Origin of the sequence: Yoonia maricola (assembly GCF_002797915.1) — a bacterium.
Classification (GTDB): domain Bacteria; phylum Pseudomonadota; class Alphaproteobacteria; order Rhodobacterales; family Rhodobacteraceae; genus Yoonia; species Yoonia maricola.
The window spans coordinates 260247-273188 of record NZ_PGTY01000004.1; the positions used below are offsets into that span (position 1 = coordinate 260247).

The 12942-nt window shown below is 56.8% G+C and carries 12 protein-coding genes; 5 read left to right on the forward strand and 7 right to left on the reverse strand.

Features of this window, described 5'->3' with window-relative positions:
* Positions 1 to 29: 29 nt before the first annotated feature.
* Positions 30 to 1310 carry an ABC transporter substrate-binding protein gene (locus BC777_RS18135; RefSeq protein WP_100369621.1) on the reverse strand — a complete coding sequence of 427 codons (1281 nt, stop codon included), beginning with the start codon at positions 1308 to 1310 and terminating at the stop codon, positions 30 to 32.
* Positions 1311 to 1336: 26 nt separating this feature from the next.
* Complete coding sequence (locus BC777_RS18140; RefSeq protein ID WP_100369622.1) at positions 1337 to 2143, reverse strand: helix-turn-helix domain-containing protein; 807 nt, start codon at positions 2141 to 2143, stop codon at positions 1337 to 1339.
* 101 nt (positions 2144 to 2244) lie between these two features.
* On the opposite strand from BC777_RS18140, the gene BC777_RS18145 reads away from it, so the two are divergent.
* Both BC777_RS18145 and BC777_RS18150 read left to right on the forward strand, forming a co-directional pair.
* On the forward strand, positions 2245 to 3327 hold the full coding sequence (locus BC777_RS18145) for an ABC transporter ATP-binding protein (protein ID WP_100369623.1): 1083 nt from the start codon (positions 2245 to 2247) through the stop codon (positions 3325 to 3327).
* Positions 3324 to 4169 carry an SUMF1/EgtB/PvdO family nonheme iron enzyme gene (locus tag BC777_RS18150; protein ID WP_100369624.1) on the forward strand — a complete coding sequence of 282 codons (846 nt, stop codon included), beginning with the start codon at positions 3324 to 3326 and terminating at the stop codon, positions 4167 to 4169. The genes BC777_RS18145 and BC777_RS18150 overlap by 4 nt, the downstream gene beginning before the upstream one ends.
* Before the next feature lie 144 nt (positions 4170 to 4313).
* Here BC777_RS18150 and BC777_RS18155 read toward each other — a convergent pair whose 3' ends face one another.
* The gene (locus BC777_RS18155) at positions 4314 to 5078 is read right to left on the reverse strand and encodes a prephenate dehydrogenase/arogenate dehydrogenase family protein (RefSeq protein ID WP_100369625.1); all 765 of its coding nucleotides are present in this window, start codon (positions 5076 to 5078) and stop codon (positions 4314 to 4316) included.
* Between the two features lie 387 nt (positions 5079 to 5465).
* Here BC777_RS18155 and BC777_RS18160 point away from each other — a divergent pair, with 387 nt between their 5' ends.
* Both BC777_RS18160 and BC777_RS18165 read left to right on the forward strand, forming a co-directional pair.
* Positions 5466 to 6128: a response regulator transcription factor gene (locus BC777_RS18160; RefSeq protein WP_100369626.1), complete on the forward strand. Its 663-nt coding sequence runs from the start codon at positions 5466 to 5468 to the stop codon at positions 6126 to 6128.
* Positions 6125 to 7477, forward strand: coding sequence for a sensor histidine kinase (locus BC777_RS18165; RefSeq protein ID WP_100369627.1), 1353 nt, complete (start codon positions 6125 to 6127; stop codon positions 7475 to 7477). Before BC777_RS18160 ends, BC777_RS18165 begins: the two co-directional genes overlap by 4 nt.
* On the opposite strand, the gene BC777_RS18170 is transcribed toward BC777_RS18165, so the two are convergent.
* Complete coding sequence (locus tag BC777_RS18170) at positions 7474 to 8463, reverse strand: YcjF family protein (RefSeq protein WP_100369628.1); 990 nt, start codon at positions 8461 to 8463, stop codon at positions 7474 to 7476. The genes BC777_RS18165 and BC777_RS18170 overlap by 4 nt on opposite strands.
* The gene (locus tag BC777_RS18175; protein ID WP_100369629.1) at positions 8460 to 9872 is read right to left on the reverse strand and encodes a YcjX family GTP-binding protein; all 1413 of its coding nucleotides are present in this window, start codon (positions 9870 to 9872) and stop codon (positions 8460 to 8462) included. Before BC777_RS18175 ends, BC777_RS18170 begins: the two co-directional genes overlap by 4 nt.
* A 94-nt stretch (positions 9873 to 9966) precedes the next feature.
* On the opposite strand from BC777_RS18175, the gene truA reads away from it, so the two are divergent.
* Positions 9967 to 10734 (forward strand): tRNA pseudouridine(38-40) synthase TruA, encoded by a 768-nt coding sequence (gene truA, locus BC777_RS18180; RefSeq protein WP_100369630.1) that lies wholly within the window; start codon positions 9967 to 9969, stop codon positions 10732 to 10734.
* On the opposite strand, the gene BC777_RS18185 is transcribed toward truA, so the two are convergent.
* Positions 10731 to 11249 (reverse strand): DUF3726 domain-containing protein, encoded by a 519-nt coding sequence (locus BC777_RS18185; RefSeq protein WP_100369631.1) that lies wholly within the window; start codon positions 11247 to 11249, stop codon positions 10731 to 10733. The genes truA and BC777_RS18185 overlap by 4 nt on opposite strands.
* Positions 11249 to 12898, reverse strand: coding sequence for a hypothetical protein (locus BC777_RS18190; RefSeq protein WP_100369632.1), 1650 nt, complete (start codon positions 12896 to 12898; stop codon positions 11249 to 11251). Before BC777_RS18190 ends, BC777_RS18185 begins: the two co-directional genes overlap by 1 nt.
* Between the last annotated feature and the right edge of the window lie 44 nt (positions 12899 to 12942).

The window sequence follows — 12942 nt, forward strand, 5'->3', positions numbered from 1 at the left end:
GGGAGGCCCGGCGAGACCGCTGCTTTGGTCTATTCAGACATGATATCGGCGATATCGGCGTCTGACTGCGCCAAAGCGTCTTCGTTTGACATGATCTCATTCACCGCCGCATTGATGTTTTCACCAACGATTTGGCCGATTTCGGGCCATTGCGGCAGCAAGGGGCGGTAGTGACCAATCGCGTCACCCAGCATTTCCACCTTGAGGTTCAGAAAATCGGGATGAATCCCTTCATATTTCGCCACAACTTCGGGGTTTTCGGCAACCGATGCGCGGATGAAATCGGGGTACGGCTCCGACAGCGCAATCTTGGTCAGGGTTTCCGCGCTGGTGGCCCATTCAATAAACGCGAATGATGCTTCGGGGTTGGGTGCGTCTGCGGGAATGCCCAAGCCATGTACGGCAATTGCGGGCGAACGCCCGGCGGGTCCGCTTGGCACCGCAGCAATGCTGATTTGATCAGCGAACTGACTTTGCTCTGGGTCAAGCGCACGCGCCGCAATCGATGTGCCGTCAACGATCATGGCCACCTGACCAGATTGAATGCTAGCTGCAACTTCGCCAAAGTTGAAGTTACCAATGCCTTCGGGGCCATAGTCGTTCATCAGTTGTGAATACACCTCAAGGCCGGCCAATGCCTCTGGTGTGTTCATGTTTGGCGTCAGATCACCGCCGGAATAATCCGTAAAGAACGCACCGCCATAGGCCCGCATGATCATCGGAAAGACAAACATGTTAAAGCCCTGACCCGGTGCCACACGCATGGCAAGCGCACCCACCTGATCGGTCTTTACGGCCGCTGCGACTTCCAGCATTTCGTCCCATGTTGCAGGCGGCGCATCATAGCCCGCTGCTGCCAACAAATCGGTGCGATATGCCATCATGCCGGTTTCGGCAAAGAACGGCAGCGCCCAGCGGTCACCGTTGACCAGATAGGCATCAAGCGGTCCGGCAAGGATATCATCTTTCGTTGCCATACCATCCACTTCTGCCGTGATGGGCCGCAGCCAGCCCGCTTCGATCCAGCGCTGGACCTGAATGACAGGCGTATGCACCACATCCACATCGCCAGTCTGGCCTGTGAAAGACAGGGTGATCCGGTTTTCAAAAACGTCCTGACCGATCACCTCGATATTAGCGGTGTGGCCGGTTGCTGCTTCGAAATCGGCCTCAAGTTTCGCAAGCCCTTGTGTGTAAGGCATTGCAAACAGGACGACATTAATTTCATCCGCAACGGCAACTGTCGGCAAAGCAACCGACATTGCAAGGCCTGCGCCAAGCGTTGCGTTCTTTAGCATTGATGGTTTCATGGTTTCCTCCCTAGAAACGGTTCTCTTTATTTTACGACCTTCAGATTTGGGTAATGCGGTCTCGCGCCTGATGCCTCCGCCTTGATTTGCGCCTTGAGCCGTTCCCGCGCATCGCGCAGGATGTCGCGTTTTTCAGCGATATGCTTGTCCTTGTCGCGTACCGGCACTGCGGCCTCTGCGATGCTGAGCAGGTGCAGGAATTTGCCGTTTTCGTCTTCGATGATGGTGGCAAAGCGGCGTACGCCAACGTGGTTCCCATCAAAATCATAGTCAAAGACCGTGTCCGCGACGCTTTCGATGATGCGGCGCGCTTCGGTCGGGGCGAGCCCGCCCATTTCAAGGCCGGATCTGAAAAAACCGCCCGTAAAGAAGCGATAGCTGACTTCGTCCCAGCCAAGACGGCTGAGATAAAGGCGCGACATTGCATCAAGTTCCCAAAGGCTGCGGCGAAACCCACGCACAGCCCGAATGGCGACGCTTGCATCGGGCAGTTCCGTGCGTGAGTGCCAGAAAAGATCAAAACCTGTCACAACCACGGCTTCAACAGACACTTTATGCGTCGCTGTAATCTCGGTCATGAGTTCACTCAGGACAGAAAGATAGCCCTCAGACATTGGTACGTTGCGGATCAATCGAAAGTTCGGGATGCAGTATTTTTCACTTGTCTGAAATAAATACCCCCGCTCGGCCAAAGTGCGCACGATACGGTTCACTGTTGCCGTTGGTATGCCAAGGTCACGCGATATCTGAACCTGCTTCACAGGTTCAGGACCTGCGGCCATCAAATACTCCATCACCGCCAGAAGTCGATCGCTTGGCCCCACAGTTTTCACTTTCAATATTTCATTAATGATATTATAAATACCAATAATGAAATACGAGTCAATCAGGAAAGCTGCTTTTCGGACTTTGCCTCGTGCGGGGAAGTACAGATATGGCGACGGTTTTGCTCGATGGAATAAAGAAATCCTTTGGGTCTGTTGATGTCATTCACGGGGTGTCCCTTGATATAGCACAGGGCGAATTCGTCGCCCTTGTTGGCCCGTCTGGCTGTGGGAAGTCGACGTTGCTGCGCATGATTGCGGGGCTTGAAGACCCTACCGCGGGCGCCATCAGTATCGGTGGGACTGTCGTGAACGACCTTTTGCCAAAGGATCGGGATATCGCGATGGTGTTCCAGTCATACGCGCTTTATCCGCACATGACCGTCCGCGAAAACATGTCCTTCGCGCTTGAACTTGAAAAGCGCCCGAAACCGGACATCGACAAGGCGGTCAATGAGGCAAGCAGCATATTGGGGCTCAATGATTTTCTGGATCGTCGGCCCAAAGCCCTGTCCGGTGGCCAACGTCAAAGGGTTGCAATGGGGCGTGCCATTGTCCGCAACCCGGAGGTCTTCTTGTTTGACGAACCTTTGTCAAACCTTGACGCCAAACTCCGTACTGTCATGCGCAAAGAGGTCAAGCGCCTGCATCAACGGCTTAAGACAACCTCAATCTACGTGACGCACGATCAGACTGAAGCCATGACCATGGCGGATCGGATCGTGGTCATGAACGCAGGCAGGATTGAGCAGGCAGGCACACCGCTGCAACTGTATAACCGGCCAGAGAACCTTTTTGTGGCCGGGTTTATCGGGGCGCCGCAGATGAACATGTTGCAGGGTCGTGTGACAACCACAGAAGGCCAGACTGTTTTGGCACATGCCGACGTCACGCTAGGGTTGCCCGACGATGTCGCGCTGGACGAAGGCCAAGAGGTCGTTCTGGGGATCAGGCCAGAGCATCTGAGCCTTGATCCGCAAGGTGTGCTGCGGGCTGTGGTTGAGGTGGTTGAACCGATGGGCATTGAAACGCATGTGACCTGCATGCTTGGCCACACAGAGCTTCGGCTGATCGCCGCTCCAGATACTGATGCGGCACCGGGTCAGCATATCCGTCTGGCTTATGACACCTCAGCGGTACATATCTTTGACCAAGCGACCGGAAACCGCGTGGCGTCAATGGCCGCGATATGACCTCAGCGGCGCTGGTTGATATCCCAGCCGGGCGATTTGTTATGGGGTCTGACCAGCATTACCCCGAAGAGGCGCCGGAAAGGCATGTCGATGTCCCTGCGTTTCAGATGGATGCCAGCGCCATCAGTAACGCGGCATTCGCCGCCTTTATCGCAGACACCGGCTATGTCACCTCCTGCGAACGCCCGTATGATGCCGGGGACCAATCCGCATTGCCTGATGTCGCTTGCATACCCGGCAGCCTTGTTTTTCAAATGACACGGCAGCCTGTCCGGCTCACGGACCCGCGCCAATGGTGGACATTCGTGCCCGGTGCGTATTGGCGGTGTCCCGAAGGGCCGGGCTCTTCCATCGAAGCGCGCGAAGATCATCCTGTGGTGCACGTTTCCTGCGATGATGCTTTGGCCTATGCCACATGGGCCGGAAAAGCGCTGCCAACCGAAGCACAATGGGAATATGCAGCGGCCCAATCATCGCCCTGTGATCCCAAGCTGAATATTTGGCGCGATGCATTCCCCTATCGCCATCATCGGGTGAACGGGCATCCTTTCACCGTACCCGCCGGCGCAGGGCAACCATCGGGGCGTGGTCTTTCCAACATGTTGGGAAATGTATGGGAGTGGACAGCAACACCCTATCAGGCATCCCACGCAAAAGGTGGCTGTTGCGCGACCCCAGAGACCGATGCTCCTTCGGCCCAGACAGTCATGACCTTAAAAGGCGGATCGTATCTTTGTGCCGATAATTACTGCAGACGTTACCGCCCATCGGCACGTATCGGATTGGCGCAAAATGAAACGGCGGGGCATATCGGGTTTCGGTGCGTTACGCGTGCGGCTTAAACGGCGGAACCGTACCCCAACAAACCGCATTTGCCGAAGGTCGAAGCACTTGGTTCGATGCCAATGATTTTCTGCGCCTTATCATTGCTCCACGTCACATAATATTGGCCCCGCGAGAGGCCGCTTTGGGAAAAGCCGTTCAAGTTATGCGTTGTTTTCCAATTCAACACCAAGTTCATGAGCCAAGTCGAAAAATTTTCGCCTGATGCCCGCCGAATATGGGTTCGCGTTCTCTATGGCATCAAATACTTCCGGAGCATCGTTTTGTACCATGGAAACGGCCTCAACGAGCAGATCAAAGCTGCGGGTTGTCATTCTAGAAGGCATAGGCCCCATTCTGTGCAAGACTTTGGCAATCAGGTGCGTCAAACCCTGAACTGTTGCCGCTTCCCGGTCGTGATCATGGGGGGTCGTCATGATTACTTGGAGGCCAAGATGTTTGCGAAAAAACGCTGCCAGTGGCCAATGTTGCAGCCCTCGAATTGGACAAACGGCAATTTTCAGTCCTTCGATCCCGTCGCACGCACTCTGAGGGCCAAATAACGGGTGGGTCGCGACAATATCGACGTAATCTGGAAGGTATTTCTCCATGAGATCGGAAGGGTGTACTTTGACAGACCCAACATCAATGACCAGCGTTCCAGGATGACAGACGGTGGCAATCGATGTCAAAACATCTTCGAAGCTCGATACTGGTGCCGCGATCACGATCACGTCGCAACGTGCGACGGCTTGTAGAGAAGTGAAAGTGACACCAAGTTCGGCAGCGACATCGCGTTGGTCTGATCGTGGGTCGTAGGCCTTCAAATCAAAATGCCCATACAGGTTCTGAGCAATCAGTTTTCCGAAGGCTCCAAACCCAACGATCCCCACGGACCTTTGGGCTACATTTGACATCTTTATTTTCATTTTAATGACCTCTTACTTGCCGCCAGGCAGGAGGTCATTTTTAATTTGAACCGCTGTCTGCGCAGCGGAAAATTCACGACAAAGTCGTCCGCAGCTATCTTAGCTGTGGGTAATAGTTAGTGACGGAAAAGAACGGCTTTATCATAGGATTTGTGTACGGTGATGGGCTGCACGAAGTCAACAGCACACCCTGAATCCAGACGTTCGAACACTGTGCGGCATCTGTCAGATTGGGCTCATTTGGCACCTTCGCCGCATTCTTCGCGAAGACCCGCTTTGCCATTCTGGGTCAATCTATGACGTGAAGGTCAAATTTACCTGACGTTCCACAGCATCCTGTCGCATATTCGTCAAACTTTTGCCACCTCGCTAAAGTAGCAATCTTACATGCGTATCTTAATAGCCGAAGACGAGCCTGTGCTCGCCAGCCAACTGAAGAAAACACTGATGGCCGAAGGGCTCACCGTTGATGTTGCCGTCGACGGGGCCGAAGCACAGTATCTTGGTGAAACTGAACCCTATGATCTGATTATCCTTGACCTTGGTCTGCCGATCCGGGACGGGCTGACGGTGCTGAAAAACCTGCGGAGCGGGGGCAATGACACTTCAATCCTGATCTTGACCGCGCGCAATGACTGGACCGACCGCGTGGACGGTTTGGATGCGGGGGCGGATGACTATCTGACCAAACCGTTCCATATGCCGGAACTTTCCGCGCGCGTGCGCGCCCTGATCCGCCGCAAGGCGGGTAAGACGACCCCCGTCTTTTCCAAGGATGACGTGACCTTTGATACCCGCACCAATCAGGTTATGGTGGACGGCATTCCCACCAACCTTACCTCACAGGAAATTGCGGTGTTGTCTTATCTTTTCCACAACTCTGGTCGCCTTGTGTCGCGCAACGAATTATCGGACCATATTTATCAGCATGAGGGTGATCGCGATTCCAATACGATTGCGGTCTTTGTGAACCGGTTGCGCAAGAAACTGGGCAGTGACCTGATTGAGACCGTACGCGGCAGGGGCTACGTGATCAAAGCAACCGCATGACATCGCTGCGCGCCCGCGCGGTAACGGGCGGTATCTTATGGACCGTTGCGATCATTGTGCTGGGGTTGGCTGGCGTGTCGTCCTATCTGTCGTCGCAAACGCAGGCGCGCTTTATCGAAGTGCTGGAAACCCGCCATGCCCAAGCCATTGTGGCGGTGTCCAACAACAGTGATAGCGCCAGTGACCTTGTCGCGGCGATCGGTGATCTGGCCTATCAGGTGCCGTTTTCGGGTCAATATTGGCAGGTTGAGACAGATACCGGCACCATCATCAGATCGCCTTCTTTGGATAAAGATCAGCTTCCAAGGCCCCGCATCCGCATACAAGAGCGGCAGATGCGTGAAATTGCTGGACCGAACGGTGAATCTGTCTTTACCATCGGACAATGGGTGACCGTCTCCGATGGTGCAACGTGGCATGTTCAGGTCGCGTCATCATTGCGAAGCTTTGAGGAAGATCAGGTCGTCCTGCGCAATACCCTGCTGACTGCCTTTGCATTCGTGTCTTTCATTGGTGTCTTGGGCGCTTTGACCCAGGTTGCCGTTGTCTTGCAGCCGCTGAACAAGTTACGGCACGAAGTCACTGGCCGTTGGGAAAAAGATGACCGGCTTGAGGTGCAAAGCTATCCGATTGAGGTGGCTCCGCTGGTCAATGACATCAACACACTGATGGAGCGAAACCGCGATATCATGCGCCGCTCGCGCCGTCAGGCCGCTGATCTGGCCCATGCGATCAAAACCCCATCCGCGATCATGCGTAATGAGTTGGACAATCTGATGACGCAAGGCGCAGATGTGCAGGATGCGGTCGATGCGCTGGATCGGCTTGATGCACAGCTCAAGCGGTCTTTCGCGCGGATGCGGGCCGATGGGACTGATGCATCCACGGGTGTCGTGACCGAGCTGGATACCGCCTTGGGCCGGATGGAACGCGCGTTTAACGCGCTTGCCCGCAATGAGAGCAAGACATTTTCGGCCAGTTTTACGGCAGGCTTGCGTGTCCGTATGGATCAAAGTGATTTTGAAGAAGTGCTGGGGAACCTGTTGGATAATGCCCTGAAATGGGCTGCCTCAGAGGTGCGGCTTCACGCGGAAGAATGTGCCGCGGGCCAGATCATGATCACCATCGCCGATGACGGCCCCGGCATCGCGCAAGAGGAGATCGCAAAGGCCACCGAAAGCGGCCAGCGTCTTGATACCTCCAAGCCGGGGACGGGCCTTGGGCTGGCGATTGCACATGATCTGATCCACGCCTATGGCGGAGATATCCAGCTTGCAAAAGATGATGCATTGGGGGGGCTGAAGGTGCAGATGCGTTTGCCCGTCGCCTCAGCAAAGCGGGCTGACTAGCCTCTGTTGAACAACCCGCTCATCGCGCGGCCGACAAGCCCACTGACGGATGGTTTCTTGACGGCATGAAAGGGTAAGGGACGGCAGACTTCGATTGCCGCAACGCCAACGCGCGCGGTCAATGCGCCGTTGATCACGCCTTCGCCAAACCGGCGCGAGACTTTGGACAATACCCCGCCACCTGCGACCGATCCTATCAGATCGTCTCCGACCGCCACCGCACCGGTCGCGACCAGATGTGTCAGCACACTGCGCGTCAGCCGCCAACTGCCCAAAGCACCCGACCGACCGCCATAGATTTCGGCAATCCGCCGGATCATGCGCAGGTTGGCAGTGAGGGCCGTAAAGAGATCAGCCAATGCAAGAGGCACGATGGCTGTCACTGTCGCCACCTGCCGCGCAGCGGCTTCGATCTCGCGCTGGGCACGTGCATCTAGCGGGGTCAGCAACGCGGTTTCTGCGAGGCCCAGTAACCCATCTGCATCCAGCACGTCGCCTTGACGCGATTTGAGTTCAGCCCGACCCCATGCTGTGTCTTCGCGATTGCTGTAAAGTGCTTCAAGGTCACCAACGACATTTCGCGCCTGTTTCAGATCAAGCGAAGTCAGCGCCTCTTTCGCATGATGCTGGATAGTGTCGAGCTTACGTAAACGTCCAAAGGCCGCCAATTCCCGCAAGGCGATGATCAGCAAAACGAACAGCAACAAACCAATCAACGCGGTTGCGACTCCGCCCAAAACGGGCGAGCGTGCCAACAGCCCCGTCACATAATCCCATGCCGCAAGCGAGACGATAAAGCCAATCAGCGTCAGTATGATGGACCAAAACCAGCGGGCCAAACGCGATGGGCGGCGTGCAGCAATAGCCGCAACCTGTTGCATGGCCACGCCCTCAGGCGCATCGATATCATCCCGCACGGCGGGTGCCGTGTCAGGCTGCGCCGCCTCGCTGCCTTCGAGATCAATCAGAACGGGGCCGCGTGTCATAGCCTATCTCCAAACAGAAACTGTGCCGCCTTATCGAGCCTGATATGCGGCGGCCCGTCGCCCGGTTTGCGGGTGAGCGGGGCGGGGGCGAAATTCATGATGCTGTAATCCGCGTCCAGCCAACTGTCCGAGCCTTCGCGCGCCGGAGCCAGCAAATGCGCGGGATCGGACGGCAACTTGCCGGGATAAAAGGCGGCTTGTTTGTTGGTATCCAGCAAACGACCACGCACGACGTCTAACGGGCCATCCTTGTGATCCACTGTTTCCTCAACTGTTGTGCGCAAGGCCGCAATCGACATGGCGGCTGTCTGTGCACCGGCAAAGTCGGCCCGGTCCTTGGCTTCGCGCAACAGCGCCTCGGTGATTGCGGTCAATTGCGGGTGCTGGCTGTGGTGCAAATGGTCTGCTTTGGTGGCGGCAAAGAGGATCTTTTCAACCCTGCGCCCTTGGAAAATGCGGGTCAGAAACGCGTTCTTGCCGGGACGGAACGTCCCAAGGATACGCGCCATTGCACCACGCAGATCGTCCAGCGTCGCGGGGCCGCCATGGATCGCCCCCAGCACATCCACCAGCACGATCTGGCGGTCGATCTTGGCAAAGTGATCGCGGAAGAAAGGCTGCACGATATTGCGTTTATAGCTTTCAAAACGCCGCTCGAATTCGCGCCCCAATGATCCGCGGGGATAACGGGTCGTAGGCAGCGGGGCGAAGGTCAGCACTGGTGAGCCGGCAAGATCGCCAGGCAGCAGGAACCGCCCCGGTGAACAGTCCGAAAACCCGGCCTCGCGTGCCTCGCGCAGATGCGCGGTAAAGCGTTCTGCCAGTACCTGCGCTTCGGGTTCGTCAAGCCGGACAGTTGGGTCAACGCCAGCAACGAGTGCTACATAGTCTTCGCCGCCGGGTCGCCCGCGCGCACGGCTCAACGCCGCCTCCGACCATTCCGCGTAGGTTTGGTCGAGCAGTCCCAAATCTAGCAACCACTCACCGGGATAATCGACGATGTCGATATGCACCGTGCGCGGGCCGGAAATACCAGACAGCAGCCCGCTGGGCTGAACACGCAAAGACAGGCGCAATTCACTGATCTGACGCGTGCCGTCAGGCCACGTCGGCTCTGGCGCAGTCAGTTGCGATAGATAAGCCTCGTAATTGAACCGCGGCACCGTGTCGTCGGGCTGTGGTTGCAGATACGCTGTGCGGATCGCGCCGGTCGCCGCTGCTTCCAGTTGCGGCATCCGCCCCCGGTCCATCAGATTGGCAACGAGCGAGGTGATAAACACCGTTTTGCCCGCTCGTGACAAACCTGTCACGCCCAGTCGGATCACCGGATCGGTGAAGGGTGATGTTAGCGTGTCACTGATCCCCTCAACCGTACGGGTGATCTGGTCGGCTATGGTAGAGATGACCAAAACGGGCCCTTTCAATGCTTTATGGCAAGATAGGTGCGGTCGTTCAGGATGTGTAGGGATTGATTTTGTGCGATGCTCCCCCTAATCGGGGCGGATGCCTCGTTATGCCCTTCTTATTGAATACCATGGCGCGCCCTTTGCAGGGTGGCAGCGGCAAAATGATCAGCCCTCCGTGCAAGGCGCGATTGAGGCGGCATTGGCGAAACTGGAACCACGCGAACACACGATTGCAGCCGCGGGGCGTACAGATGCAGGTGTGCACGCGAAAGGGCAGGTCGCCCATTGCGATATGGAGAAAGAGTGGGATCCTTTTCGGCTGTCCGAGGCGCTGAACTATCATCTCAAACCCGCACCCGTCGCGATTTTGGATTGTGCGATGGTTGCAGACGACTGGCATGCCAGATTTGATGCGGTCGAACGGCAGTACCTTTTTCGCCTTATGTCGCGCCGCGCGCCGCTGACGTTTGAGGCAGGGCAGATGTGGCGGGTCAACCATCCGCTGGATGCAGACGCAATGCAGGCCGGGGCGGATCAGTTGATCGGGAACCACGATTTCACGACCTTTCGGTCGTCCATCTGTCAGGCAAAAAGCCCGGTAAAAACGCTGGATGCGTTGCAGGTCGAGGCGGTACCGCATGCCAGCGGCACAGAATACCGTTTCCACGTTCGCGCCCGGTCGTTCCTGCACAATCAGGTGCGCAGTTTTGTCGGTACGTTGGAACGTGTCGGCGCAGGCGCATGGACCCCCGATGATGTAGGCAAGGCATTGGCGGCGAAAGATCGCAGCGCCTGTGGTCCGGTGTGCCCGCCGCAGGGATTGTATCTGGCGGGCGTCAAATACCCGACCGACCCGTTCACCTAGTCGTTGTCAGTCAAACCAGCGCCCGCGCCCGCGAGACGTGAAGCGTTGGTCTCTGGCACGTAGGTTTTTCCTGCCAGTTCCAGCCATATCTGCCAATCGGCTTCTGGAATTGTGACTGCGTTGCAGGTAGGCCTCAGGACTGTTGTATCGCTGGGGATGACGCTTGGACCGTCCCATCTTTGTGCGATGCCAGAGTGTGCCAAAAACGCACTGACCAAAGGGGCGTGTGCCAAGTCAGCCAAAGTGGCGGTCGTGCGTCCCATCGCAAAGGCATCACTGATGATCGGGGCGATCAGGGCTGCGGGGCCTTGAATGACTTCAACACCGTTGTCTCGCCATCTGACATCTACTTCGCAAATCGGTTCTTGCAGTGCAGTGGTGACCGGCGCGACGCTCCCCCCAGTCCCGGCGAGGAAAGCTGCCACCTGCCCAAGATCTTCGGACTGTCCAACAGGAAAGCCCGCACCGCGTGCGGCCTTTTTGACCAGCCCTTCCACTTCGTTCAGCGCCCGCATCAGATGGTTGCGATCGGTAGCCAGCAGTCGTCGGCATTGTCCAACTCATCAAAGAGCGGGGCACCCTGCGCCAACGTAATCCGGGTCCAGCGGTCCGACTTGGGGTCAAATTTGCCCGCGCCAAAGAACGCAAGTTTGCAGCGCAGGATATCGATGGGCAGGCAGTCAGCGCCGATCAGGTTATCGCGAATTTCGCCATAAGGATGCTTGGCCAGTGATTGCACGCGCCGGGCAGCGGCGCGGTGCTGTGGATGCTGGGCCAAGAATTGGCCGACGAGGGTGTTATCGGCGGTCAGTTCACCGGCCAAGGCTTTTACCTGTCGCCCAATATCAAGTGGTGTTTCAAGCTCTGCCCCCGGCTCTGCGTGGCGGTTGCCCAAACGCGGTTCCAGTTTTTCTTCTGACACGTACCAAAACTGGGCGCATTCCGCAGGGGCGTCATAGTCGACGTCGCATGCCCAATCCCAATCGCAATCTATCAAAGTCGCGAGGTCCGCGCAGGACATCGCTGGGTCCAACTCCGGCACAAAAGGCGTCGCCATACATTCGGTCAGCCCGTCAATCAGATCACCAAAGGGTTCCAACATGAGCGCTGCGATCAGCTCTTGCGTATCAATGGACCGCCGCGCGCTTTCGGTGATAATCCGGTCTATGGGCTGGTCGGCTGATAGCGCCTCTGGCGTCAAAGTCGCCGCAAATTCTGGCCATTCACGGCGCATTATATCGATGCGGTCGGCTGCGATCTTATCGGGTACATTCCATTCGGCCAGATACTGTGCGGTGCGGATAACCAAATCATAGATGCGACCAATCTGATCTTCATTAAGCCGTTTAATCGCCCGGACCCGCGCTATGGCGGTTTCCCGGACAGACATCCAAGCATCAAGTAACAGCGGATGGTTCACCAAGAAAGGTGCCATGCCAAGACCGGTGGAATTGCCGATCCCAAGGTGGCGCTTTGCCTCGCGCGACAGGGTGCCGCCGCCGACATGTTCGGCCAGATCATGGGTGAATCCACGGATCAGCCACACGGTCAGCATCTCGGCCATGAAGGGGCCACCCATACCGGGGCGGTCGGTGATATGCCCCCGATCAGCAATGCCGAATTTGCCGTTGCCATAAACGGCTGTAGTGCGCATCAGATAGCCGGTGTCGCGGATCTTGGTCGGGTCTGGCTGTTTGCCTGCCTTGAGCGCATCGGTCACATGGTCAAACAGTCGAACTGATTTGTTTGCACGGCTCAACACCAGATCACGGGCCGTAAAGCGGGCGGCTTCTTGAAGGGGTGCAGTGGCGACGATCCGGTCGATCTCGGTTTGGTCAGGAATACCATCATAAAGCACATAGGCCGTGTCCCATGCGGTCGCGATCACGCGGTCGGTGCGCATATCGGGGGGCAGATCCGTTGAAACGGCAACCAATGCGTAATCATATCCACCAAAGCACAGGGTATAGACGGCATGGCCAAACCCAGCCTCGTCCACGTGCCAGACCGGGCGGGCAACTTTCACGTTATCGGTGGCAAGGGCGCGCATCAACGTGCGCAAGAACGACAACCGGGTGGGAAAGGCAGCACCCATCCGGCGCAAGCGCATCACTGCTGATGGCGGGCGCAGGGGCATCTGTGGCGGGGGCACGGTGTCTTTCATAAGCACAATCTAGCCTGTAGCGCGTTGGCGACATAGCACAAAAA

What these genes read in the sequence shown, in the direction of transcription:
- BC777_RS18185 (WP_100369631.1), bottom strand. Translation starts at nt 11,249, where the DNA reads ATGCGGGCGCTGAACGAAGTGGAAGGGCTGGTCAAAAAGGCCGCACGC.
- BC777_RS18165 (WP_100369627.1), top strand. Translation starts at nt 6,125, where the DNA reads ATGACATCGCTGCGCGCCCGCGCGGTAACGGGCGGTATCTTATGGACC.
- BC777_RS18135 (WP_100369621.1), bottom strand. Translation starts at nt 1,310, where the DNA reads ATGAAACCATCAATGCTAAAGAACGCAACGCTTGGCGCAGGCCTTGCA.
- BC777_RS18155 (WP_100369625.1), bottom strand. Translation starts at nt 5,078, where the DNA reads ATGAAAATAAAGATGTCAAATGTAGCCCAAAGGTCCGTGGGGATCGTT.
- BC777_RS18170 (WP_100369628.1), bottom strand. Translation starts at nt 8,463, where the DNA reads ATGACACGCGGCCCCGTTCTGATTGATCTCGAAGGCAGCGAGGCGGCG.
- truA (WP_100369630.1), top strand. Translation starts at nt 9,967, where the DNA reads ATGCCTCGTTATGCCCTTCTTATTGAATACCATGGCGCGCCCTTTGCA.
- BC777_RS18160 (WP_100369626.1), top strand. Translation starts at nt 5,466, where the DNA reads ATGCGTATCTTAATAGCCGAAGACGAGCCTGTGCTCGCCAGCCAACTG.
- BC777_RS18145 (WP_100369623.1), top strand. Translation starts at nt 2,245, where the DNA reads ATGGCGACGGTTTTGCTCGATGGAATAAAGAAATCCTTTGGGTCTGTT.
- BC777_RS18150 (WP_100369624.1), top strand. Translation starts at nt 3,324, where the DNA reads ATGACCTCAGCGGCGCTGGTTGATATCCCAGCCGGGCGATTTGTTATG.
- BC777_RS18190 (WP_100369632.1), bottom strand. Translation starts at nt 12,898, where the DNA reads ATGAAAGACACCGTGCCCCCGCCACAGATGCCCCTGCGCCCGCCATCA.